We start from the raw sequence: 23,846 nt of genomic DNA on the forward strand, positions 1-23,846 counted from the left end.
TTCCGGACACCCACTAGGAGCCCCGCAATCATGGCGAACCGCCAGCAGCCCAGCAGCATGCCGATCCACAAGTACGGCCGCTACGAGCAGGTCGACATCCCGGACCGCACCTGGCCGGGCAAGCGGATCACCGAAGCCCCCCGCTGGCTCTCCACCGACCTGCGCGACGGCAACCAGGCCCTGATCGACCCGATGTCGCCCGAGCGCAAGCGCCGGATGTTCGACCAGCTGGTCAAGATGGGCTACAAGGAGATCGAGGTCGGCTTCCCCGCCTCCGGCCAGACCGACTTCGACTTCGTGCGCTCGATCATCGAGGAAGAGGGCGCGATCCCGGACGACGTGACGATCTCCGTACTGACCCAGGCCCGCGAGGACCTGATCGAGCGGACCGTCGAGTCGCTGAAGGGCGCCAAGCGGGCCACCGTCCACCTGTACAACGCCACCGCGCCGGTCTTCCGCCGGGTGGTCTTCCGCGGCTCCAAGGACGACATCAAGCAGATCGCCGTCGACGGCACCCGCCTGGTGATGGAGTACGCCGAGAAGCTGCTGGGCCCCGAGACCGAGTTCGGCTACCAGTACAGCCCGGAGATCTTCACCGACACCGAGCTGGACTTCGCGCTGGAGGTCTGCGAGGCGGTCATGGACGTATACCAGCCCGGCCCGGGCCGCGAGATCATCCTCAACCTGCCCGCCACGGTGGAGCGTTCGACCCCCTCCACGCACGCCGACCGCTTCGAGTGGATGGGCCGCAACCTCACCCGCCGCGAGCACGTCGTCCTGTCGGTCCACCCGCACAACGACCGCGGCACGGCCGTCGCCGCCGCCGAGCTGGCGCTGATGGCCGGCGCCGACCGCGTCGAGGGCTGCCTGTTCGGGCAGGGCGAGCGCACCGGCAACGTCGACCTGGTCACCCTGGGCATGAACCTGTTCTCGCAGGGCGTCGACCCGCAGATCGACTTCTCCGACATCGACGAGATCCGTCGCACGTGGGAGTACTGCAACCAGATGGAGGTCCACCCGCGCCACCCGTACGTGGGCGACCTGGTCTACACGTCCTTCTCCGGCTCCCACCAGGACGCCATCAAGAAGGGCTTCGACGCCATGGAGGCCGACGCCGCCGCGAAGGGCGTCACCGTCGACGACATCGAGTGGGCGGTGCCGTACCTGCCGATCGACCCGAAGGACGTGGGCCGCTCCTACGAGGCGGTCATCCGGGTCAACTCGCAGTCCGGCAAGGGCGGTATCGCCTACGTCCTGAAGAACGACCACAAGCTGGACCTGCCGCGCCGGATGCAGATCGAGTTCTCGAAGATCATCCAGGCCAAGACGGACGCCGAGGGCGGCGAGGTCACCGGCTCGGACATCTGGGCGGTCTTCCAGGACGAGTACCTGCCGAACCCGGACAACGCGTGGGGCCGCGTCCAGGTGAAGACCGGTCAGTCGACCACCGACACCGACGGCGTGGACACCCTCACCGTCGAGGCGACCGTCGACGGCGAGGACACCGTCCTGACCGGCTCCGGCAACGGCCCGATCTCCGCCTTCTTCGACGCGCTGCAGAGCCTGGGCATCGACGTACGCCTCCTGGACTACCAGGAGCACACGATGAGCGAGGGCGCCTCCGCGCAGGCCGCCTCCTACATCGAATGCGCGATCGACGGCAAGATCCTCTGGGGAATCGGCATCGACGCGAACACGACGCGTGCGTCGCTGAAGGCGGTCGTCTCCGCCGTCAACCGCGCGGCGCGATAACCCCTCTGACCGGCGGTTCAAGGGGCCTGATCACCGATTACGGTGATCAGGCCCCGTCGTTTCCCGGCCATCCGGCCATGAAGATCACGGAAAGGTCTCGTACGCGGTACTGACTGCACGTCCTCCATGTGGCTAACATCACGCCAGCGGTGGCGATGTTGCCACGGCGTTACGGAGGTGCGACGTGCTGCCAGTACGGGGACGAGACGGCCGGACCACCGGGCCTGCCCGCATCCTGGGCACCCGCACCGCATGGACGCCCGTCGGCGACGGCCAGTTCTTCTGCCCCGGCTGCGGAGGCGACCGCAACTACCAGCGGCTCACCGGCCGCCGCCGCTTCACCCTGCTCGGCGTGCCCGTGCTGCCGCGCGGCACCACCGGGCCGGTCGTGGAGTGCGCCGCCTGCCGTCACCACTACGGCACCGACGTCCTCGACCACCCCACCACCACCCGCTTCTCGGCGATGCTCCGCGACGCCGTGCACACCGTCGCCCTCGCCGTCCTCGCGGCCGGCGGCACCTGTGCGCGTACGTCCCTGGAGGCGGCGGCGGTCGCCGTCCGCGCGGCCGGCTTCGAGGACGCCACGGAGGAACAGCTCGGCGCCCTCGTCGACGCGCTCGCCGCCGACACCGGCCGGGTGTTCGAGCAGCCGGGCGGTGCGAGCCTCGCCATAGAGCTGCACGAGGCCCTGGAGCCGCTGGCCCCGCACCTCGCCCCCGCCGGCCGCGAGTCCCTGCTCCTCCAGGCCGCCCGGATCGCGCTCGCCGACGGCCCCTACACCAACGCCGAACGCGAGGCCCTCGGTACGGTCGGCGCGGCCCTGACCATCTGCGCCGACGACGTGAGCCGGCTGCTGGCGGCGGCCCGCACACCGTCCTGACCCGCCGGCGGAACTGACGGAGCGCCAGACTCCGTGACCCGTTCGGCTGTTGCAGGAGTGCGGTGCGGGCGGCCGGGAGAAACATGGAAGAGTGAGCCATGTGTCTCCTGTGACCCGCGTCAGCCGGATCTCCGTGACCGCCGCCCTGATCCTCGGCGCGTTCGCGGTCGAGCCCAAGGCCTGGGCGACGGCCACCTGCGAATCCTCCGTGCCCTATGTCTCCGGCGAGGGCGGTTACGCCCAGTACCGCATCCCGGCCGTCGTCCGCACCTGGCGCGGCACCCTGCTGGCCTTCGCCGAGGGCCGGCACAGCACCACCGGGGACAGCGGTGACATCGATGTCGTGCTGAGACGTTCCACCGACGGCGGCTGCAGATGGGGCCCGCTCCAGGTGGTGGCCGACGGCAAGGGGGACACCCGGGGCAACCCGGCGCCGATGGTGGACCCGAGGAGCGGCCAGGTCGTCCTGGTGACCTCGTACAACGACGGCTCGGTGAGCGAGTCGCAGATCATGCGCGGCCAGGTCACCAAGGAGCAGAGCCGCCGGGTCTTCGTGCAGCGCAGCCCGGACGACGGCCGCCACTTCACGAAGCCGCACGAGATCACCGCCCAGGTGAAACCCGCCGGCTGGCGCTGGTACGCCACCGGTCCCGGCCATGCCGTCGCGCTCACCCGGGGACCGCACCGCGGCCGCCTGGTCGTGGCCTGCGACCACTCCGCCGCCCCGCGTCCCGGCTCCTCCGACACCGGGCGCGAGGCCAAGTACTACGGCGGGCACGCGATCTACAGCGACGACGGCGGCCACAGCTGGCACCTCGGCTTCGTCGGCGACTCCTACACCGGCCACGACAACGCCAACGAGACGACCGCCGCCCAACTCCCCGACGGCCGCCTCTACTTCAACGCCCGCGACCAGGACGGCTCCAGCCCCGGCAACCGCCTCGACGCCTGGTCGAGCGACGGCGGCGAGACCCTGGACGCCGTCTACACCGTCCAGCCGACGCTCGGCGAGGTCCCCGTGGTCGAGGGCTCCGCCCTCCAACTCCAGGGTCCCGAGGCCCCGTTGCTCTTCTCGGGCCCGTCCGTCCCGACCGCGCGCAGGGCCATGGCCCTGTGGACCAGCACGGACGAGGGGATCACCTTCGGCAGACTCCGCACCCTCTCCGACCTGAAGGCGGCCTACTCGGACCTGGTGCAGGTGGACGGGAACACGGTGGGGGTGCTGTACGAGACGGGGACGAAGACGGCGTACGACACGATCGAGTTCCGGCGCCTCCCCGCTCCCTGAGGCAACTTCCGCACGGCCGGGCAACCGAACCCGGGCGACCGGTGGTCTGGAGGGCGAGGGGGTGGCCGATGCAGGCCGAACTAGAGGCCCAGTTCCAGGAATTCGTCAGAGCGAGGTGGACCCATCTCGTACGGACCGCCTATCTGCTCACCGGCGACCCGCACCACGCGGAGGATCTCACGCAGACCGCGCTGGCCAAGGCGTACCGGTCGTGGCGCCGCGTCTCACGGGCCGACCACCCGGAGGCGTACGTCCGCCGCATGCTGGTCAGCTGCAACAGCGACCGGTTCCGCAAACGCCGGGTCCCGGAGGCGCTGACCGCCGCACCGCCGGAGCGCGCGGGGTACGACGACGCCGTGACCCGGGCGGACGAGCGCGGCACACTGCTCGCCGCCCTGGCGGGACTGCCGCCCAAGCAGCGCGCGGTGGTGGTGCTGCGGTACTGGGAGGACCTGTCCGAGGCGGAGGTCGCCGACGTGCTCGGCTGCTCCCCGGGCACGGTCAAGAGCCAGGCCTCCAAGGGCCTGGCGAAGTTGCGTACGTTTCCGGGGCTCGCCCAGGCCATGAGCCACGCGGGGCCCGGACAGGGAGGCACCAGGTGAGCGGGGAGCAGCGGGACACGGGAGCCGAGCCGGACTTCGAAGCCCGGGTCAGGGAACTGTTGGCGGGGGACGCGTCGACGATCCGGCCGTCGCCGGTGCCGTACCCGGAGATCCGCCGGCGGGGCGTGCTGGAGCGGCGGCGGCGTCTCGCGGTGAGCGGGGCGGCGCTGGCGGCCCTGGCGGCGGTGCCGGTCGGCGCGTACGCGATGGGCGGCAGCACCACGACCGGCCCGGCCGGGCCGAGCCCCTCCGTGCACACCAGCGCGCGCCCGACGCCGGCACCGACCCCGTCGGTCACCCCGTCCGGGCCCGCCCGGCCCATGTCCGCGCACCAGCTCCTCGACGGGATCACCTTCGAGCAGGCCGCCGACGGACTCGGCAGGTGCCTCGACAACAACAAGGCGAACCGGCCGGCCAACGACCCGGCCCACCTCGATCTGGGCGACCCCGCCGGGTACCGGATCATCCTGGCGATGAAGAGCACCGGCGACTCCAACACCCCCGGCGACGGCTACTTCGTGGTCGCGGTCCGCGAGAAGCCGACGCCGGTCCGGCTGATCTGCACCATCAAGGACGGCGAGGCCTCCGGGCTGAACACCAGCGCGGGGAACCCCTACGGCGACTCGAAGCAGCCCGTGGTCCCGGACATGAACAGCGGCAAGCTGTACCAGCAGTCGTTCATCGACAAGGGCAACTGGAAGCTGCCGTTCAGGTGGGGGATCATCGGCGGCTACCGCGGCTCGGTGGCCCGGATGACCGCCTCCTACGGCGGCAGCACGGGCGAGGTGGTCCTCGACCACGGCTGGTTCGTCGCCACCGGCACCCTGCACCGTCAGGTCACCAAGGCCCCGCACCTCAAGGGCTACGACGCGACGGGCAAGCTCGTCTACGACTCCGACCAGGACACGTCGTACGAGAAGACGCTGCCCTAGGGCCCCTAGGGGGCCTAGGTGAGGTCCGGGGCGCGCATCACGTACGGGTCTCCCGGAGCAGCTCCTGGGGGCTGGAGAAGTAGCGGTAGGCGGTGGCCGTCGGGACCTGCGCCGCCTCCGCCGCGTCCGCGATGGTGACCGTACGCCCCTCGCGCAGCAGCTCGGCGGGCCGCCGGATCAGCTTCCGGATCCTGCATGTCTTCGAGTTCCGTGACGGCAGGATCTCCCGGGAGAACGTGTGGCTGGACGGCGCCTCGGTGGCGGCCCGGCTCACCGCTCCCGCGTAGCACCCCGGCGCCGGCCGCCGACCCGCCGGCCGGCGCCAACTCCCTTCGAACCGCGGTGCCATTGGTCCGACCTATGACGGTTTACGCCATTCGCGTGCGTTGCCTTGACCGTCCCCTAACCCCCTCTTATGGTCGCGCTAACACAGGACGTCCGACGTCTCCGTTCCCCCACGCTGGAGGCACCGTGCGCGACGAGGCGACCCACGGCCGCAGGACGTTCCTGACCCGCACCGGCGTGCTGGGCGCGGCCGCCTCGCTGGCCTCACTGACCTCGCTGACGGCCTGCGGCCCCAAGTCCACGATCGACCTCGGCGGCAGCGGCTCCGGCCGCACCCTGACGGCCGTGATCGGCTACGGCAACGACGGCAGCTGGGACCCGACCCAGACCGCGTCCGCGTTCGCGATGGCCGCCAACAACCACATCTACGAGGGCCTCGCCGACACCGACCCGATCACCCGCGCCCCCTACCCGGCGCTGGCCACCCGGCTGCCCGCCGACCCGGACGCGACCACCTGGCGGTTCACCCTCCGCCAGGGGGCCACCTTCCACGACGGGAAGCCGGTCACCGCCGACGACGTCGTCTTCGTCTTCGACCGGATCCTCGACCCGCACACCCGGACCCTCGCCCAGGGCTTCTTCGCGAGCTGGCTGAAGGAGGCCCGGAAGGTCGACGCCCGGACCGTCGACCTGGTCCTCAGGTTCCCCTTCCCTGACGGCATCGCCCGGCTCACCCTCGCCAAGGTCATGCCGGCGCACGTGTTCTCCCGGCCGGGCGCCTGGGACGACGCGATCAGGGGACTCGCGGTCGGTTCGGGGCCGTACCGGCAGACCGGCCACCACCCGAAGTCGAACACCACCTTCGCCGCGCACGACCGCTACAACGGCCCCCGCAGACCCGCCTTCGAGCGCATGAACTGGCTGACGATCGTCGACGCGGCCTCGCGCGTGGCGCGGATCTCCGGGGTCGACGCGGGCGCGCAGATCTCCGACAACATCCCGTACGCCAACATCCCCCGCCTCGAACAGGGCGGGCTGTCGGTCGGCGGCGGTGCCGGGATGAACAACGCGTTCCTGATGTTCAACACCCGGCACAAGCCCTTCGACGACGTCCGCGTCCGGCAGGCCCTGCACCACGCCATCGACAAGGCGAAGATCGTCGAGGTCGCCCTCAAGGGCCGCGGAAAACCAGCGAGTTCGTTCCTGAACGAGACCAACCCCACCTACCGCAGGGCGAAGACGGTCTACGACTACGACCCTGACAAGGCGAAGGCGCTCCTGAAGGCCGCCGGAGTCAGCGGGCTGCACATCGACATCCTCGCGGTCGACGTGAGCTGGCTCGTCGACTGCCTGCCCACCATCAAGTCGTCCTGGGACGCGATCGGCGTCCCGACGACCCTGTCCCCGCAGGAGACCACGGCCGTGTTCACCAAGATGGACCAGAAACAGGACTACCAGGTCGTCGCCGCGGTCTCGAACCCCAACCAGTTCGGCCTCGACGCCGACCTGATCATGCACTACAACTACGGCCCCGGGAACCTCTGGATGGGCTACGCCCGCTGGGCCGACAACGCGGTCGCGAAGCGGCTCTTCAAGGACATGGACGCGGCCACCCGCGAACCGGACCCGGACAAGAAGAAGACGATGATCCAGGACTACATCGACATCGTCGCCGAACAGGCGGTCCTCTACCCGGTGGTCCACAACGAGCTGATCACCGCCTGGGACCCGCGCAGGCTCACCGGCATAAGGGCCCAGCCCTACCCGGGCATCAACGTCCTCACCGCCAAGTGGGCCTGACCCCATGGCCGCCGTCCTGCGCATCCTGCTGCGCCGCGTCGCCCTGCTGGTGCCGCTGCTGCTCGGCATCGTCCTGTTCGTGTTCCTGGTGATGCGCTTCTCCGACGTCGACCCGGCGTCCGCGTTCTTCCAGGGCGCCAACCCCACCCCGCAGCAACTCCACGCCTTCCGGGAGCGCAACGGCCTCCTCGACCCGCTCCCCGTCCGCTACGTCCACTTCGTCGGCGACCTGCTCCACGGCGACCTCGGCACCAGCGCCCTCACCCGCACCCCGGTCCTCGACCAGGTCCTCACCGCGCTCCCGCTCACCCTCCAGCTGACCTTCCTGGGCCTGGGGATCGCTGTCGTCCTGTCGCTGCTCGGAGGTGTGACGGCGGCCATCCACCGCGACCGCTGGCCCGACCAGGTCATCCGCGCGCTCTCCCTCGTCGGGGTCGCCGCCCCGGCCTTCTGGCTCGCCCTGCTGATGATCCAGTACCTCGCCGTCGACCGCGGTTGGTTCCCCTCCGGCGGCTACATCAACCCGGAGGACTCCGTCACCGGCTGGCTGAGGACCATGGCCCTGCCCGCCCTCGCGCTCTCCCTCCCGGTCGCCGCCCAGCTCACCCGGATCGTCCGCACCTCGGTGGTCGAGGAACTCGACAAGGACTACGTCCGCACCGCGATCGGCAGCGGCCTGCCACCCCATGTCGTGGTCGGCCGCAACGTGCTCCGCAACGCGCTGGTGAACCCCCTGACCGTGCTCGGCCTGCGCGTCGGCTACCTCCTCGGCGGCGCGGTCGTCATCGAGACCGTCTTCGCTCTGCCCGGCATGGGCAAGCTGATGATCGACGCCGTCCAGAACGGCGACCCCGCCGTCGTCCAGGGCGTGGTCCTCACCACCGCGACCGGCTTCGTCGTCGTCAACCTCGTCATCGACATCCTCTATCTGCTGGTCAACCCGCGTCTGAGGGAGGCGACATGACGACGTCCACCCGCGCGGCCCGCACCGCCGCCCTCGCCCGTCCGGGCGTACGGCTGCGCAGGCTGTCGCCCTTGTCGAGGACGGCCCTCGCCTTCCTGGCCCTGGTCGTCCTGGTGGCGGTGTTCGCCCCCCTTCTCGCCCCCGACGACCCGCTCGCGCAGCAGACCCCCGTCGACGGCACCGGGCACCCCTGCGCGGACCACTGGATGGGCCAGGACAGCCTCGGCCGGGACATCCTCAGCCGGCTGATGTACGGCGCCCGCTGGTCCCTCGCCATCGGCCTCGGCGCGACCGGCCTCGCCCTGCTCGCCGGGGCGCTCCTCGGGGCCCTGGCCGCCACCTCCCGCAAGACCGTCGACGAGACGCTGATGCGCTGCCTGGACGTGGTGATGGCGTTCCCCGGCATCGCGCTCGCCGCCGTGCTGGTCGCCGTCTTCGGCGGCGGCATCACCGTCCTGATCTGCGCGATCGCCTTCCTGTTCACCCCGCCGGTGGCACGGGTCGTACGCGCGAACGTCCTCGACCAGTACGGCGAGGACTACGTCACGGCGGAACGCGTGATCGGCGCCCGCACCCCGCACATCGTCGTACGCCACGTGGCGGTCAACTGTCTCGCCCCCATCCTGGTCTTCTGCACGGTCCAGGTCGCCGAGGCCATCGTCTTCGAGGCGTCCCTGTCCTTCATCGGCGCGGGCGTCCGTCCCCCGGACCCGTCCTGGGGCAGCGTCATCGCGGACGGCAAGAACATGGTGCTGACGGGAGGCTGGTGGGCGACGGTCTTCCCCGGTCTGCTGATCCTCCTCACCGTCCTCTCCCTGAACATCCTCTCCGAGGGCGTCTCGGACGCGTGGGCGGCACCGGCACCGAGGGGGACGGAGCCGGCGGAGGCCGACCCGGTGGAGGCCGTCGAGCGAGGAGAGGTCCTGCAGTTGCCCGGCCTGACGGAGGCGGGCGAGCGGCTCCGAGCCAGGGCCCGCCCACTGCCCTCCCGGGAGGGCCCACCGGTGCTGTCCGTGCAGAACCTCGCCATCGGCTTCGACGACCGCCACCGGGGCGTGAACATCGTCGACGGCATCGGCTTCGACATCCACCCGGGCGAAGTCCTGGGCCTGGTGGGGGAGTCGGGCTGCGGCAAATCCCTGACCGCGCTGACGATCACGGGCCTGCAGCCGAAGTCGGCCAGGGTGACGGGCCGAATCGAGTTCCACGCCGGTGAAAGAACGCGCCCCAAAGGGGCGCGGGGCAGTGTCGAATATGCGGCTACCGCCGCGCGGGCGCGACCAGCCCCCACCCACCCGCAGCCGCCCACGGACCTGACCACCCCCCACCGCCGCCTCCTGGGCCACGAACTGGCGATGGTCCACCAAGACGCCCTCTCATCCCTCAACCCCTCCATGACCATCAACGCCCAGCTCAAGCAACTCACACGACGCGGCGGCCACCGCACCCCGGCCGAGCTCCTCGCCCTCGTCGGCCTGGACCCCGGTGGCACGCTCCGCCGCTACCCCCACGAACTCTCCGGCGGCCAACGCCAGCGCGTCCTGATCGCGATGGCCCTCTCCCGCGACCCCCGCCTGATCATCGCCGACGAACCCACCACCGCCCTGGACGTCACCGTCCAGGCCCAGGTGATGGAACTCCTCCTCCGCCTCCGCGAGGAACTCGGCTTCGCGCTGATCCTCGTCTCCCACGACCTCGCCCTGGTCGCCGACGTCACCGACCGGGTCGTGGTGATGTACGGCGGCCAGATCGTCGAGACCGGCGTCACCGCCGAACTGGTCGCCGCCCCCACCCACCACTACACGCGCGGCCTGCTCGGCAGCGTGCTGTCGCTGGAGTCAGGGGCCGAGCGGCTGACCCAGATCCGGGGTGTGGTGCCGTCCCCGGCGGACTTCCCGGCCGGGTGCCGGTTCAGCGACCGCTGCCCCGCGGCGACCGAGGTCTGCCGCACGACACCACCGGACCTCGTCGGCACCCGTACCCACACCGCGGCCTGCCACCACCCGGCCGTCGACCCGGCGAGCACGGAGGCCGTGACATGAGCGCGGTGGAACTGTCCGGCGTGCACGTGATCCACAAGGCCCGCGGCTCAGGCCTGTTCGGCCGGGACCGGGTGTACGCCCTGACCGGCGCCGACCTCACCGTGGCGGCCGGTGAGACGGTCGGGGTCGTCGGCGAGTCGGGGTGCGGGAAGTCGACGCTGGCGAAGGTGCTCGTGGGCATCCAGCGGCCGACCGCGGGCACGGTCACCTTCCACGGCCGGGATCTGTGGTCGATGCCGGCGGCCGAGCGGCGGTCCACGGTCGGCGCGAGCACCGGCCTGGTCTTCCAGGACCCGTCGACGGCCCTGAACCGCCGGCTGCCCGTACGCCGGATCCTGCGCGACCCGCTGGACGTCCACGAGCGCGGCACCAGGGCCGGACGGGAGGACCGGGTAAGGGAGTTGATGGGCCTGGTCGGCCTGCCGAGGGCGCTCGCCGAGGCGCTGCCCGGTCAGCTCTCCGGCGGTCAGCGCCAGCGCGTCGCGATCGCCCGCGCACTCGCGCTCGACCCCGACCTGGTGGTGGCGGACGAACCGACCAGCGCGCTGGACGTCTCGGTCCGCGCCCAGATCCTGAACCTCCTCCTCGACCTGCGCGAACGCCTGGGCCTCGCGCTGGTCTTCGTCTCCCACGACATCCAGACGGTACGGCGGATGAGCGACCGGGTGATCACCATGTACCTGGGCCGGATCGTCGAGGAGACCCCGGCCGCCGAGACCTCCGGCCAGGCCCGGCACCCGTACACCCGGGCCCTGTTCTCGGCCACCCCCGGCCTGCTGAACCCCGTCGACCCCATCCCCCTGACCGGCCCGGTCCCCTCGGCCACCCGCCCGCCGTCCGGGTGCCCGTTCCGCACCCGCTGCTGGCGGGCGGACGACGAGTGTGCCCTCCGCATGCCTGACTTCACGGCCGCGTCACGGCCCGGTCACCGCTACCGCTGTCACCACCCTGTTCATCCTGTGGAGGAGGACCAGCCGAGCCGCAACCTGCCCCGGGAGCCGTGATGACCCTGCCCACCCCGCTGACCGGAGTCGTACCGCCCGTCTGCACGCCCCTGACACCGGACCGCGAGGTGGACGTCCTCTCCCTGCGCAGGCTCGTCGACCATCTGACGGCGGCCGGGGTGGACGGCCTGTTCGTGCTCGGCTCGACCTCGGAGGCCGCGTACCTGACGGACCGGCAGCGCCGGCTGGTCACGGAGACGGTGGTGTCCCAGGCGGCCGGCCGGCTCCCTGTCCTGGCGGGGGTGATCGACATGACGACGCCCCGGGTCCTGGACCATGTCGCGGCCGTCACCGCCGCCGGCGCGGACGGCATCGTCGTCACCGCACCCTTCTACACCCGCACCCACCCCGCGGAGATCGCCCGCCACTTCCGCCTGGTCGCCGACCGGTCGCCCGTCCCCGTGATCGCCTACGACATCCCGGTCGCCGTCCACACCAAGCTCCCCGCCGGCCTGGTGCTCGAACTGGCCGCCGACGGAGTGCTGGCCGGGCTGAAGGACTCCAGCGGCGACCTGGCGGGCTTCCGCGAGGTCGTCACGGGCGCCCGTTCGCTGCCCGGCTTCAGCGCACTGACGGGCTCCGAGCTGACGGCCGACTCGGCTCTCGCGCTGGGCGCCGACGGGGTGGTGCCGGGACTCGCCAACGTCGACCCGGACGGTTACGTCCGCCTCCACCGCCTCTGCCGCACCGGGGACCGGGACCGGGCCCGGGCGGAACAGGAGCGGCTGTGCGCCCTCTTCCGGATGACCGGCGTCGGCGACCCGGCCCGGATGGGCGGCAGTTCGGCGGCGCTCGGGGCGTTCAAGGCGGCGCTGTACCTGCGCGGGATCATCGACTGTCCCGCCACGGCCGAGCCCCAGGTGCCGCTGTCGGAGGCGGAGATCGAGTGCGTCGGAAAGTTCCTGGCAGGGGCGGGCCTGATGTAGGGGCCGCGTGGTCGACCGCCACCGCGGCGACGGGCCCGGACGGCGGGACAGGGCGGGGCAGGGCGGGGCAGGGACAGACTCCGGCCGAGTCTAGGCACGCAGCGCCACCTCGGTGATGCGAAGCGTGAAACTTCCAGTGGCGGGGGAGCCAGGTGAGGTGAACGCGAAGAACCTGCCCGTCGGCTCCTGCGCCGTCGACACCCGCACCGGGCGGCTGGGCATCGTCATGGGGCACGAAGGTCCTTACGTGCAGCTGCGGCCGTACGGAGGAGGACGGGAGTGGGACGCCCACCCGGACGCCGTCCGCGCCGCGACCCAGGCCGAACGGACCGGCGCGACCGCTGCCCACGCCGACGCCCGCAGCCGCGGCGAGGTCCCTTGAAGGTTCCGTTCCGGAACGGCCCCCTTCCGCGGCAGGGCAGAATGGGGCCATGAGCCTGTTCCGCGACGACGGCATCGTGCTGCGCACCCAGAAGCTGGGTGAAGCGGACCGGATCATCACGCTGCTCACGCGGGGGCACGGCCGGGTGCGGGCCGTCGCCCGGGGCGTCCGGCGGACCAAGTCCAAGTTCGGGGCCCGTCTCGAACCCTTCTCCCATGTCGACGTGCAGTTCTTCGCGCGGGGGAGCGAGCTGATCGGGCGCGGGCTGCCGCTGTGCACCCAGAGCGAGACCATCGCGCCGTACGGCGGCGGGATCGTCGCCGACTACGCCCGGTACACCGCCGGGACCGCCATGCTGGAGACCGCCGAGCGGTTCACCGACCACGAGGGCGAGCCGGCCGTGCAGCAGTACCTGCTGCTGGTGGGCGCGCTCAGGACACTCGCCCGCGGGGAGCACGCCCCCCACCTCGTCCTCGACGCCTTCCTGCTGCGCTCCCTCGCCGTCAACGGCTACGCACCCAGCTTCGACGCCTGCGCCAAGTGCGGAATGCCCGGCCCGAACCGTTTCTTCTCGGTCGGCTCCGGCGGCAGCGTCTGCGTCGACTGCCGGGTGCCCGGCAGCGTCGTACCCTCGCCGCAGACCCTGGTACTGCTCGGCGCGCTGCTTACGGGAGACTGGGAGACGGCGGACGCGGCCGAGGCACGGTACGTCCGGGAGGGCAGCGGGCTGGTGTCCGCCTATCTGCACTGGCATCTGGAGCGCGGGCTGCGCTCGCTCAGGTATGTAGAGAAGAGCTAGAGGGAGACGAGAAGCACATGGTCGTACGCGGGATCCTGGGGCGCCAGCGGCGTGAGTACCAGGCGCCGGAGCCGCACCCGTCCGGCGCCCGCCCGCCCAAGCTCCCGGGCGAGCTGGTCCCGGACCATGTGGCCATCGTCATGGACGGCAACGGCCGCTGGGCGAAGGAGCGCGGGCTGCCGCGCACCGAGGGTCACAAGGTCGGCGCCGAGCAGGTGCTGGACGTGCTGCAGGGCGCGATCGAGATCGGCGTCCGCAACATCTCGCTGTACGCCTTCTCCACCGAGAACTGGAAGCGCTCGCCCGAAGAGGTCCGCTTCCTGATGAACTTCAACCGCGACTTCATCCGCAAGTCCCGCGACCAGCTCGACGGGCTCGGCGTCCGGGTGCGCTGGGCGGGCCGGATGCCCCGGCTGTGGAAGTCGGTCGCCAAGGAGCTGCAGGTCGCCCAGGAGCAGACCAAGGACAACGACCGGCTCACCCTGTACTTCTGCATGAACTACGGCGGCCGTGCCGAGATCACCGACGCGGTGCAGGCGATCGCCGAGGAGGTGAAGGCGGGCCGCCTCGACCCGTCGAAGATCACCGAGAAGACGCTGCAGAAGCACATGTACTACGGGGACATGCCGGACGTGGACATGTTCCTGCGGCCCAGCGGCGAGCAGCGCACCTCCAACTACCTGATCTGGCAGAGCGCTTACGCCGAGATGGTCTTCCAGGACGTGCTGTGGCCCGACTTCGACCGCCGTGACCTGTGGCGGGCGTGCCTCGAATTCGCCTCCCGGGACCGGCGGTTCGGCGGGGCGATCCCCAACGAGGAACTGCTGGCCATGGAGGGCCGTACGGAAGAGGACCCGACGGGCATCTGACGGCCATCCGCCGTTCATGAGGGCCGCCGAGGACGCGGAAGATCCATCCCCGCCCCCCGGTCTCCCGTCTCTGGAGCGGTCCTCATGAAGCGCGTCATCCCCGTCCTCTCCCTCGGCGCCCTGCTCCTCGGCGCGCTGCCCGCGCACGCCACGGACACCGGGCTCACCCACCGCGACAGCTACGGCACCAAGGCCGTCTACGCCCCGGGGCAGAACCCGCGCACCTACCAGCAGCCCCCCGCCGGCTACAGCGCCGTCTTCACCGAGAACGTCTCCCGGCACGGCTCCCGCTCCGCAACCGACGGCGAGGACGGCGACACGGGCCTCGCGCTCTGGAACCAGGCGCAGGCCGACGGCCAGCTCACCCCGCTCGGCGAGAAGATCGGCCCGGATGTGCAGGCCCTCGAAGCGGTCATGAGCGCGGTCGGATACGGCAACCTCAGCGGCCGCGGCAAGGACGAACTCCGCGCCACGGCGGTCCGCCTGGAGAAGCGCCTGCCGCAACTCTTCTGGCCTCCAACATCCAGTGGGACGTCTTCAGGAAGGGCGACGACTACCTGGTGCGGATGCTCTACAACGAGAAGGAGATCCCCTTCAAGGCTGGCTGCAAGCCCATTTCCAAGGGCAGCAAGTTCTACGACCTGAACGAACTGGAGCGCTGCTTCGACAGAAGCTGAGCCGGGGCTGGGCGGGGGTGGGGACGCTTACCGGCGCTTGCAGGGTGCCGCCCGCGCCCACCCGTGCCGCCTGGGGGTCCCCCTCTGGGGGAGGCACGACTGCCCGCGGCTGGAGAAAAAGGCGGCGACTGGAAACAAGCCTCGGCTGAAGCGCCCCGTCAGGGGCGCTGGGGGTACCCCCGGCCGAAGGCTGGGGGAGGAACTGCGCGGCCAGCCCCCACTCACCCGCACCCGAACGCGTCGGCTCAACCCGCGGCGCACCCCGCACAGTCCGCGCACGTGCCGAAGATCTCCACGGTGTGGGCCACATTCACGTACCCGTGCTCGGCGGCAATCGCCTCCGCCCACTTCTCGACGGCCGGGCCCTCGACCTCCACGGCCTTGCCGCACACCCGGCAGACCAGGTGATGGTGGTGCTCCCCCGTGGAGCACCGCCGGTACACCGACTCGCCCTCGGACGTGCGCAGGACGTCGACCTCGCCGGCGTCGGCCAGTGACTGCAGCGTGCGGTACACCGTGGTGAGGCCCACCGAGTCACCCTTGTGCTTGAGCATGTCGTGCAGTTCCTGCGCGCTGCGGAACTCCTCGACCTCGTCCAGGCACGCCGCCACGGCTGCCCGCTGGCGGGTCGAGCGGCCCTTCACGGGCGGTCCAGCGGTCGTCACCGGTTGCCTCCTCACGTCACTGCTTCTGCCGGGCCATTGTGCCAGCCCTGGCTGAGGGCGGTCAGACGCCGACCTCGTCCGCGGCCCCCCGCGTGGCCGGAATCGCGCACTCCGCCGGGTCCCCGGCGGGCCGCCCCGCGGCGGCCGCGCGGGCGCGTCGGCGGGCCAGCGGCGCGGCCAGCACGCTCAGCGCGATGAACGCGGCGATGGTCAGCAGCACGATCGTCGCACCCGGCGGTACGTACTGGTAGTACGACGTGATCGTGCCCCCGATCGTCACCGTCACACCGATGGCCACGGCGATCGCGAAGGTGGCGGCGAAGCTGCGGCTCAGCTGCTGGGCGGCGGCGACGGGGACGACCATGAGCGCGGAGACCAGCAGCAGGCCCACCACCCGCATCGCGACCGTCACGGTCACGGCCGCGGTGATCGCCGTGAGCAGGTTCAGCGCGCGTACCGGCAGGCCGGTCACCCGGGCGAACTCCTCGTCCTGGCTGACGGCGAACAGCTGCCGGCGCAGACCGAGGGTGACCAGGAGGACGAAGGCGGCCAGCAGACAGATCGCGGTGACGTCCGACTCCGACACCGTCGACAGCGAGCCGAAGAGGTACGACATCAGGTTGGCGTTGGAGCCGCCCGGCGCGAGGTTGATCAGCATGACACCGCCGGCCATACCGCCGTAGAAGAGCATCGCGAGGGCGATGTCGCCGCGGGTACGGCCGTACCAGCGGATCAGTTCCATCACGACGGCGCCCAGGACGGAGACCGCCGTCGCCATCCACACGGGGGAGGTCGAGAGCAGGAAGCCGAGGCCGACGCCCGTCATCGCGACGTGGCCGATGCCGTCGCCCATCAGGGCCTGGCGGCGCTGGACGAGGTAGATGCCGACGGCGGGGGCGGTGATGCCGACCAGGACGGCGGCGAGCAGGGCCCGCTGCATGAAGGCGTAGTTCAGGAAGTCCATCAGCTCAGCAGTCCCGTGCGCAGTGGTGTGTGCTCGTCGTGGGGGTGGACGTGGTCGTGGCCCGGCAGGGCATGCTGGCCCACCGCGCGCGGCGGCGGGCCGTCGTGCAGGACACAGCCGTCGCGCAGGACGACCGCGCGGTCGATCAGCGGCTCCAGCGGGCCCAGTTCGTGCAGGACGAGGAGGACCGTGGTGCCCTGTGCGACCTGCTCGCGGAGCGTGTGCGCGAGGATCTCCTGGCTGGCCAGGTCGACGCCCGCCATCGGCTCGTCCATGATCAGCAGCTCGGGTTCGGCGACCAGGGCGCGGGCGATCAGCACCCGCTGGTGCTGGCCGCCGGAGAGCGCCTCGACGTTGTCCTTGGCCCGGTCCGCCATGCCGACCAGGCCGAGGGCGTGCCGTACGGCCGTGTGGTCGGCCTTGTGGAAGAGGCCGAAGCGGGTGCGGGAGAGCCGGCCGGAGGAGACGACCTCGGTGACGGTGGCGGGGACGCCGCCCGCGGCGGTGGTGCGCTGCGGGACGTAGCCGATCCGGGACCAGTCGCGGAAGGTCCGGCGCGGGGTGCCGAACAGGGATATCTCGCCGCCGCTCACCGGCACCTGGCCGACGATCGTGCGGATCGCGGTGGACTTGCCGGAGCCGTTCGCGCCGAGCAGCGCGACGACCTCGCCGCGGTGCACGGTCAGGTCGATACCGCGCAGGACCGGGCGTGAGCCCAGTTCGGCGGTGACCCCGCGCAGGGATATGACGGGCTCGCCGGTCATCTCGTCTCCCGTCATTTGGTGCCCAGCGCCTGCTGGAGCGCCTTGAGGTTGGCTTCCTGGACCGCGAAGTAGTCCCTGCCGCGGGACTTGGCGGTGATGCCCTCGACCGGGTCGAGGACGTCCGTCTTCAGTCCGGCGTCGGAGGCGATGGTCTTCGCGGTCTTGTCGCTGACGAGCGTCTCGTAGAACACGGTGGTGACGCCGTCGGCCCTGGCCATGGTCTCCAGGTCCTTGACACGGGCCGCGCTCGGCTCCGACTCGGGGTCGAGGCCGTTGATGGCCTCCTCGGTCAGGCCGTAGCGCTCGGCGAGGTAGCCGAAGGCGGCGTGGGTGGTGATGAAGACCTTGGTCCTCGTGTTCGCGAGGCCGTCCTTGAACTGCGTGTTCAGGTCGTCCAGCTTCTTGACCAGGGCTGCGGTGTTCTTCTTGTAGTCGGCGGCGTGCTTCGGGTCGGCCTTCTCGAAGGCCTTGCCGACGCCCTCGGCGACCTGGGCGTAGCGCACCGGGTCCAGCCAGATGTGCGGGTCGAGGCCGGTCAGCTCCTCGTTCTTGGAGGTGTCGTGCGAGGCCGCGTGCCCGCCGACCTCGTTGCCGTGCTGCTCCAGCGTGGTCAGGGAGGCCGCGTCGACCTTCGTCCCGACGGACGACTGGGCGACCGCGTCGTCGACGGAGGGCTGGAGGTTCTTGAGGTAGAGGACCGCGTCGGACTTCTCCAGCTGGACGATCTGCTTGGGGCTGATCTCCAGGTCGTGCGGTTCCTGGCCGGGCGATGTGAGACTGGTGACGTGGACGTGGCTGCCGCCGATCCGATCGGCGAGGAAGGCCATCGGATAGAACGACGCGACGACGTCGAACTTGCCGGTCTGGGCCGCCGTGGCGTCGCCGCCGCAGGCGGTGAGGGTCGCCATGCCGAGTGCGGTGACGGTGGCCGCGGTGGCCGCGGGTATGAGGCGGCGTCGTACGTTCATGAGAGTCATTTTCAACAAACATGGAAACCGTTGTCAACAAGCCTGAGTGAGAGGCCGGTAAGCGATACCGATTTGGTCGAGGGGGATCCCCCGCCGGTAACCTGAGGCATTCGCTCTGAAGCACGCTCCGACAGACACCTTCGAGGAGCCGCTTCGTCGCCCGTCGTCGTAATGAAGAGAGCACCGTGGCCGCCGACAAGATCGACACCATCGTCAGCCTGAGCAAGCGCCGTGGCTTCGTATTCCCTTGCAGTGAGATCTACGGTGGCCAGAAGGCCGCCTGGGACTACGGGCCGCTGGGTGTCGAGCTCAAGGAGAACCTGAAGCGCCAGTGGTGGCGCTACATGGTGACGTCGCGCGAGGACGTGGTCGGTCTCGACTCGTCCGTCATCCTGGCCCCGGAGGTCTGGGTGGCCTCCGGCCACGTCGCCACCTTCACGGACCCGCTGACCGAGTGCACCGCCTGCCACAAGCGGTTCCGTGCGGACCACCTCGAGGAGCACTACGAGGCCAAGCGCGGCCGCCTCCCGGAGAACGGCCTGGCGGACGTGAACTGCCCGAACTGCGGCAACAAGGGCCAGTTCACCGAGCCCAAGCAGTTCTCGGGTCTGCTCTCCACCCACCTCGGCCCGACCCAGGACAGCGGCTCCGTCGCCTACCTGCGTCCCGAGACGGCCCAGGGCATCTTCACCAACTTCGCCCAGGTGCAGATCGCCTCGCGCCGCAAGCCGCCGTTCGGCATCGCGCAGATGGGCAAGTCCTTCCGCAACGAGATCACGCCCGGCAACTTCATCTTCCGCACCCGCGAGTTCGAGCAGATGGAGATGGAGTTCTTCGTCAAGCCGGGCGAGGACGAGAAGTGGCAGGAGTACTGGATGGAGCAGCGCTGGAACTGGTACACGGGCCTCGGCCTGCGCGAGGAGAACATGCGGTGGTACGAGCACCCGAAGGAGAAGCTCTCCCACTACTCCAAGCGCACCGCTGACATCGAGTACCGCTTCCAGTTCGGCGGCAACGAGTGGGGCGAGCTGGAGGGTGTCGCCAACCGCACCGACTACGACCTGAACGCCCACTCCAAGGCCTCCGGCCAGGACCTCTCCTACTTCGACCAGGAGGCCCAGGAGCGCTGGACGCCGTACGTCATCGAGCCGGCGGCCGGTGTCGGCCGCGCGATGCTCGCGTTCCTGCTGGACGCGTACGTCGAGGACGAGGCGCCGAACGCCAAGGGCAAGCTGGAGAAGCGCACGGTGCTGCGCCTGGACCACCGCCTGGCCCCGGTCAAGGTCGCGGTCCTTCCGCTGTCCCGTAACGCCGACCTGTCCCCGAAGGCCAAGGGGCTCGCCCAGGCGCTGCGGCAGAACTGGAACATCGAGTTCGACGACGCCGGTGCGATCGGGCGCCGCTACCGCCGCCAGGACGAGATCGGTACGCCGTACTGCGTGACCGTCGACTTCGACACGCTCGAGGACAACGCGGTGACGGTGCGCGAGCGTGACTCGATGAAGCAGGAGCGGGTGTCGCTCGACCAGATCGAGGGGTACCTCGCCGGGCGTCTCATCGGGTGCTAGGCGGTTGAGCGGGTCGGCTTCCGCCCGGCTCGTGCCGTGGGCCGGCTGCAGGTAGGTCGCTGGCTGGTCGCGCAGTTCCCCGCGCCCCTACGGGGCTCGGGGAACTCGGCGTTCACAGGTCCAGGTCCACGTACAGCGCCGCGTGGTCGGAGGCCTCCGTCAGTTTCGACTTCACCGTGTCGAAGGACTTGATGCCGGGCGCGAAGATGCCGCGGGTCTCCAGGCCCACGTGCTGCACCTCGTGCCACAGCGGTGGCGGGAGCAGCAGGTAGTCGATCTTGTCCTGGAGCCGGGTGCACGGCTCGTGGGTGCCGGGCTCCCCGTGGTAGGAGGGGTGGCTCATCACGTCGCGCACACCGGTGACCAGCAGCTCCGCGAGCGCGTCGCTCTCCGGGTCGTCGTTGAGGTCCCCGGCGACCAGGACGTGCGGGGTGCGTTCCGCCGCCGCCCGGTAGATCTCCGCGACCCGCTTCGCCTGCGCCAGCCGCAGCTCCGGGTCGTCCAGGTACTTGCTCTTCAAGTGGTTGCCGAGGATCACCAGCGGCGATCCGTCGAGCTGGATCTCGAACTCGGGGCAGTCCCGGCTGAACAGCCGGTCGGCGGGGTTGTCGGGGTCGGTGTCGAAGATGTGGGACCTGACCGACGTGATCGGATGCTTGCTGAGGATCCCGATGTCGATGCCCCGGGGGTCGTTGCCGTCGATCAGCAGGTTGTACGGGTAGGGCCGTCTGCCCAGCGCCTCCGCGAGGACGTCGTTGTTGAAGCGCTCCAGGGTGAGCCGGTCCTCGACCTCCACCGTCAGCATGATGTCCGCGTCGACCTCCGCGACCACCCGGCCGGTGTTCCGCACCATGGTCATGTCGAGGTCGTCCTGCCCGAGTTCGGCCCATCCGGTCCACGAGCCCCGGCCGGTGGCGGTGATGTCCTGGGGGGTCTTCGGCGGCCTGGCCGTGTCGAAGAGCCCGGTGCGCTTCCCCGGGCGGGACTGGTTGATGACGATCGGCGGCGGCCCCTTCGGGTCGGGGTGCTTCGGGTCGTAGATCTCGTACGCCCGGTACGCCGTGACGATCCGGAGGATCTCCGCCTTGTCGGTGTCCGTGTACGTCGGCTTGTCGAGGACGGCGACCAACTTGGCGAAGTCGGCCAGGACTTGATCGCGGTCGGCCGGGTTCTCCAGACGGAAGGCAGCGGGCCGGCGGAAGAGGTTCTCCATGTTGAAGGTGGCGATCCGGATGGTCATGGCGGCCTCCTCGGCGACGCGAGAGCACCGCACAAAACGGCCGGTGGCAGGCGCCGCCGGTGACTGCGCGCCGGCAGTTCCATTCTCGGAGCCGGGGCGGGGTCTGTCGAACGGAGGGCCGGCTCGGCTTCCGCCGTCCCTCCCGCACCCCGCCCGCCCCGGTGTCGGCCGGGCTCAACGGCCCTGAAGCGCCTTCACGTTGTCGCCGAACGTCCAGTTCTTCGACCCGTCCCAGTTGATCGACCAGGTCATCAGGCCCTTGAGCGAGGTGCCGTAGTGCTTCCAGGCCTGGGAGACGAGGGCCGGTGTCATGTAGCCGCCGCCCGCGCCCGACTGCGCGGGCAGGCCCGGGACCTGTTTGTCGTACGGCACCTTGACGGTCGTACCCTGCACGACCAGGCCCTTGTTGAGGCAGTCGGTCTGCGCGGTGAAGCCGGCGACCGTGCCCGCCGGGTACGAGTCGCCGGAGCAGCCGTACATGCTGCCGTTGTAGTACTGCATGTTGAGCCACCACAGGCGGCCGTTGTCGGCGTACTTCTTGACGATCGGCAGGTAGGCGCCCCAGATCGAGCCGTAGGTGATGCTGCCTCCGGTGACGTACGCCGTCTCCGGGGCCATCGTGAGCCCGAAGCCGGACGGCATCTGCGCGAGGATCCCGTCGATGATGCGGACCAGGTTGGCCTGGGACGTGGAGAGTTGGCCGATCGACCCGCTGCCCACCAGGCCGGTCTCGATGTCGATGTCGATGCCGTCGAAGTTGTACTTCTTCAGGATCGGGACGATCGTCGAGACGAACCTGTCGGCCACGGTGCTGGAGTTGAGGTCGATGCCCGCGGCCGCGCCGCCGATCGACAGCAGGATGGTCTGGCCGGACGCCTTCGCGGCACACATCTCGGCGGGCGTCGCCACCTTCACGCCCGAGTCCATGCCGTCCTCCCAGAGGGCCGTTCCGTCGGAACGGATCACCGGGAAGGCTGCGTTGATCACGTTGTAGCCGTGGGCGGCGATCCGGGAGTCGGTGATCGGGGTCCAGCCGAACGGCGGGTGGACGCCGTTGGCCGAGCCGTCCCAGTTCTCCCAGTAGCCCTGCAGCACCTTGCCGGCGGGCCGGGACTTGACCGCGCAGGTGTCGGCGGCGGACGCGGCGGTGGCCGCGGGGAGCTGGGCGAGACAGGCGGTCGCCAGGGCGGCGGCGAGCAGGCTGAGCGCGCGGCGGAACATGCGGGGCCTCCCGGTGGGGGTCGGGGGTGGAGATACGCACGGATACGCACGGACACGCACGGGTGTCGTAGGCATGACAGTGCTCGTGGTCCAGACCTCTCGTCAATAGGTCTGGACCAGAAAGCGGGGATGCGAGTATGGAATGACAGATATTGAAATCTGTCAGTTGTCATGCCAAGGTGGAGCCATGACGATGCACACCCGCCCCCTCGGATCCACCGGCCCCCAGGTCTCCGCCCTCGCTCTCGGCTGCATGGGCATGTCCGCGCTGTACGGCGAGGCGGACCGCGCCGAGTCGATCGCCACGATCCACGCCGCCCTCGACGCCGGCGTGAACCTGCTCGACACCGGCGACTTCTACGCCATGGGCCACAACGAGATGCTGATCGGCGAGGCCCTGCGCACCGCCCCCGCCGCCCACCGCGAACAGGCCCTGGTCAGCGTCAAGTTCGGCGCCCTGCGCGGCCCGGAGGGCAGCTGGCTCGGCTACGACGGCCGCCCCGCCGCGGTCAAGAACTTCGCCGCCTACTCCCTCCAGCGCCTCGGCGTCGACCACATCGACGTCTACCGGATCGCCCGCGTCGACCCGGACGTCCCGATCGAGGAGACGGTCGGCGCCATCAAGGAACTGGTCGAGCAGGGATACGTCCGGCACATCGGCCTCAGCGAGGCGAGCGTGGACAACATCCGGCGGGCCGCCGCCACCGCGCCCATCACCGACCTGCAGGTCGAGTACTCGCTGATCACCCGGGACATCGAGCGTGAGGTCCTGCCGGCCACCCGTGAACTGGGCATCGCCGTCACCGCGTACGGCGTGCTCTCCCGGGGCCTGATCTCCGGCCACTTCACCCGCGACCGGCAGCTCGGCGCGGGCGACTTCCGGGCCCACTCGCCCCGCTTCCAGGGCGAGAACCTCCAGCACAACCTCGACCTCGTCGAAGCGCTGCGCAAGATCGCCGACGAGAAGGGCGTGTCGGTCGCGCAGATCGCCATCGCCTGGGTCCTGTCCCGGGGCTCGCAGCACAACGACGACATCGTGCCGCTCATCGGCGCCCGCACCCGCGAGCGGCTCTCCGAGTCGCTGGGCGCGCTGGACGTCACCCTGGACGCGGCCGAGCTGGCGGCGATCGAGGAGGCCGTCCCGGCGGACGCGGCGGCGGGCACCCGCTACCCGGCCGTGCAGATGGCGTCCCTCGGCACCGAGCAGTGATCATGGCGCACCGGGCGGTGATCACGGCCCCGGGCAGCGTGAAC

General features: G+C 70.6%; 23 protein-coding genes. 16 read left to right on the plus strand and 7 right to left on the minus strand.

Translation table 11 applies throughout. The features are described 5' to 3' along the window. The first annotated feature begins 30 nt into the window (after positions 1 to 30). The 5 genes from leuA (at position 31) to EDD90_RS36325 (ending at position 5,454) form a co-directional block, all read left to right on the plus strand. On the plus strand, positions 31 to 1,752 hold the full coding sequence (leuA, locus tag EDD90_RS36305; RefSeq protein WP_123977089.1) for a 2-isopropylmalate synthase: 1,722 nt from the start codon (positions 31 to 33) through the stop codon (positions 1,750 to 1,752). A 184-nt stretch (positions 1,753 to 1,936) separates the two neighbouring features. After that, positions 1,937 to 2,632, plus strand: coding sequence for a TerB family tellurite resistance protein (locus EDD90_RS36310; protein WP_123977090.1), 696 nt, complete (start codon positions 1,937 to 1,939; stop codon positions 2,630 to 2,632). A 109-nt stretch (positions 2,633 to 2,741) separates the two neighbouring features. Further along, the gene (locus tag EDD90_RS36315; protein ID WP_123982018.1) at positions 2,742 to 3,920 is read left to right on the plus strand and encodes an exo-alpha-sialidase; all 1,179 of its coding nucleotides are present in this window, start codon (positions 2,742 to 2,744) and stop codon (positions 3,918 to 3,920) included. Between the two features lie 68 nt (positions 3,921 to 3,988). Beyond that, positions 3,989 to 4,522: a SigE family RNA polymerase sigma factor gene (locus tag EDD90_RS36320; RefSeq protein ID WP_123977091.1), complete on the plus strand. Its 534-nt coding sequence runs from the start codon at positions 3,989 to 3,991 to the stop codon at positions 4,520 to 4,522. Continuing rightward, positions 4,519 to 5,454 carry a hypothetical protein gene (locus EDD90_RS36325; RefSeq protein ID WP_123977092.1) on the plus strand — a complete coding sequence of 312 codons (936 nt, stop codon included), beginning with the start codon at positions 4,519 to 4,521 and terminating at the stop codon, positions 5,452 to 5,454. The genes EDD90_RS36320 and EDD90_RS36325 overlap by 4 nt, the downstream gene beginning before the upstream one ends. 37 nt (positions 5,455 to 5,491) lie before the next feature. On the opposite strand, the gene EDD90_RS36330 is transcribed toward EDD90_RS36325, so the two are convergent. Beyond that, positions 5,492 to 5,728: a TetR/AcrR family transcriptional regulator gene (locus EDD90_RS36330; RefSeq protein WP_260328346.1), complete on the minus strand. Its 237-nt coding sequence runs from the start codon at positions 5,726 to 5,728 to the stop codon at positions 5,492 to 5,494. 197 nt (positions 5,729 to 5,925) lie between these two features. Between EDD90_RS36330 and EDD90_RS36340 the strand changes: the two genes are divergently transcribed. From EDD90_RS36340 to EDD90_RS55820, 9 genes are all read left to right on the plus strand, one after another. Further along, on the plus strand, positions 5,926 to 7,539 hold the full coding sequence (locus EDD90_RS36340) for an ABC transporter substrate-binding protein (protein WP_260328347.1): 1,614 nt from the start codon (positions 5,926 to 5,928) through the stop codon (positions 7,537 to 7,539). Positions 7,540 to 7,543: 4 nt separating this feature from the next. After that, the gene (locus tag EDD90_RS36345; RefSeq protein ID WP_123977094.1) at positions 7,544 to 8,503 is read left to right on the plus strand and encodes an ABC transporter permease; all 960 of its coding nucleotides are present in this window, start codon (positions 7,544 to 7,546) and stop codon (positions 8,501 to 8,503) included. Then, positions 8,500 to 10,545: a dipeptide/oligopeptide/nickel ABC transporter permease/ATP-binding protein gene (locus tag EDD90_RS36350; protein ID WP_123977095.1), complete on the plus strand. Its 2,046-nt coding sequence runs from the start codon at positions 8,500 to 8,502 to the stop codon at positions 10,543 to 10,545. Before EDD90_RS36345 ends, EDD90_RS36350 begins: the two co-directional genes overlap by 4 nt. Continuing rightward, positions 10,542 to 11,549 (plus strand): ABC transporter ATP-binding protein, encoded by a 1,008-nt coding sequence (locus EDD90_RS36355; protein ID WP_123977096.1) that lies wholly within the window; start codon positions 10,542 to 10,544, stop codon positions 11,547 to 11,549. The genes EDD90_RS36350 and EDD90_RS36355 overlap by 4 nt, the downstream gene beginning before the upstream one ends. After that, positions 11,549 to 12,475, plus strand: coding sequence for a dihydrodipicolinate synthase family protein (locus EDD90_RS36360; RefSeq protein ID WP_123977097.1), 927 nt, complete (start codon positions 11,549 to 11,551; stop codon positions 12,473 to 12,475). Before EDD90_RS36355 ends, EDD90_RS36360 begins: the two co-directional genes overlap by 1 nt. A gap of 157 nt (positions 12,476 to 12,632) precedes the next feature. Beyond that, the gene (locus EDD90_RS36365; protein ID WP_260328833.1) at positions 12,633 to 12,857 is read left to right on the plus strand and encodes a hypothetical protein; all 225 of its coding nucleotides are present in this window, start codon (positions 12,633 to 12,635) and stop codon (positions 12,855 to 12,857) included. A 49-nt stretch (positions 12,858 to 12,906) separates the two neighbouring features. Next, a complete protein-coding gene (gene recO / locus EDD90_RS36370; protein ID WP_123977099.1) occupies positions 12,907 to 13,656 on the plus strand; it encodes a DNA repair protein RecO in 750 nt (249 codons plus the stop codon). A 17-nt stretch (positions 13,657 to 13,673) separates the two neighbouring features. Then, on the plus strand, positions 13,674 to 14,525 hold the full coding sequence (locus EDD90_RS36375) for an isoprenyl transferase (RefSeq protein WP_123977100.1): 852 nt from the start codon (positions 13,674 to 13,676) through the stop codon (positions 14,523 to 14,525). Between the two features lie 84 nt (positions 14,526 to 14,609). After that, positions 14,610 to 15,170, plus strand: a complete 561-nt coding sequence (locus EDD90_RS55820) for a hypothetical protein (protein WP_185149353.1) — start codon at positions 14,610 to 14,612, stop codon at positions 15,168 to 15,170. A 277-nt stretch (positions 15,171 to 15,447) separates the two neighbouring features. On the opposite strand, the gene EDD90_RS36385 is transcribed toward EDD90_RS55820, so the two are convergent. The 4 genes from EDD90_RS36385 to EDD90_RS36400 form a co-directional block, all read right to left on the minus strand. Next, complete coding sequence (locus EDD90_RS36385; RefSeq protein ID WP_123977101.1) at positions 15,448 to 15,867, minus strand: Fur family transcriptional regulator; 420 nt, start codon at positions 15,865 to 15,867, stop codon at positions 15,448 to 15,450. 61 nt (positions 15,868 to 15,928) lie between these two features. Continuing rightward, complete coding sequence (locus tag EDD90_RS36390; RefSeq protein ID WP_123977102.1) at positions 15,929 to 16,831, minus strand: metal ABC transporter permease; 903 nt, start codon at positions 16,829 to 16,831, stop codon at positions 15,929 to 15,931. After that, positions 16,831 to 17,595, minus strand: a complete 765-nt coding sequence (locus EDD90_RS36395; protein WP_123977103.1) for a metal ABC transporter ATP-binding protein — start codon at positions 17,593 to 17,595, stop codon at positions 16,831 to 16,833. The genes EDD90_RS36390 and EDD90_RS36395 overlap by 1 nt, the downstream gene beginning before the upstream one ends. A gap of 11 nt (positions 17,596 to 17,606) precedes the next feature. Then, on the minus strand, positions 17,607 to 18,563 hold the full coding sequence (locus EDD90_RS36400) for a metal ABC transporter substrate-binding protein (protein ID WP_123977104.1): 957 nt from the start codon (positions 18,561 to 18,563) through the stop codon (positions 17,607 to 17,609). Between the two features lie 185 nt (positions 18,564 to 18,748). Here EDD90_RS36400 and EDD90_RS36405 point away from each other — a divergent pair, with 185 nt between their 5' ends. Then, entirely contained in the window at positions 18,749 to 20,131 is a 1,383-nt protein-coding gene (locus EDD90_RS36405; RefSeq protein WP_123977105.1) for a glycine--tRNA ligase, read from the plus strand. A 112-nt stretch (positions 20,132 to 20,243) separates the two neighbouring features. On the opposite strand, the gene EDD90_RS36410 is transcribed toward EDD90_RS36405, so the two are convergent. Together EDD90_RS36410 and EDD90_RS36415 are read right to left on the minus strand one after the other, a co-directional pair. Beyond that, positions 20,244 to 21,371, minus strand: a complete 1,128-nt coding sequence (locus EDD90_RS36410; RefSeq protein WP_123977106.1) for an endonuclease/exonuclease/phosphatase family protein — start codon at positions 21,369 to 21,371, stop codon at positions 20,244 to 20,246. A 174-nt stretch (positions 21,372 to 21,545) separates the two neighbouring features. Further along, positions 21,546 to 22,592, minus strand: a complete 1,047-nt coding sequence (locus EDD90_RS36415) for a chitinase (RefSeq protein WP_123977107.1) — start codon at positions 22,590 to 22,592, stop codon at positions 21,546 to 21,548. Positions 22,593 to 22,779: 187 nt separating this feature from the next. Here EDD90_RS36415 and EDD90_RS36420 point away from each other — a divergent pair, with 187 nt between their 5' ends. Then, on the plus strand, positions 22,780 to 23,802 hold the full coding sequence (locus tag EDD90_RS36420; RefSeq protein ID WP_123977108.1) for an aldo/keto reductase: 1,023 nt from the start codon (positions 22,780 to 22,782) through the stop codon (positions 23,800 to 23,802). Positions 23,803 to 23,846 lie beyond the last annotated feature (44 nt).

The sequence above is a fragment of the Streptomyces sp. Ag109_O5-1 genome, from assembly GCF_003814875.1.
Lineage (GTDB): Bacteria > Actinomycetota > Actinomycetes > Streptomycetales > Streptomycetaceae > Streptomyces > Streptomyces sasae.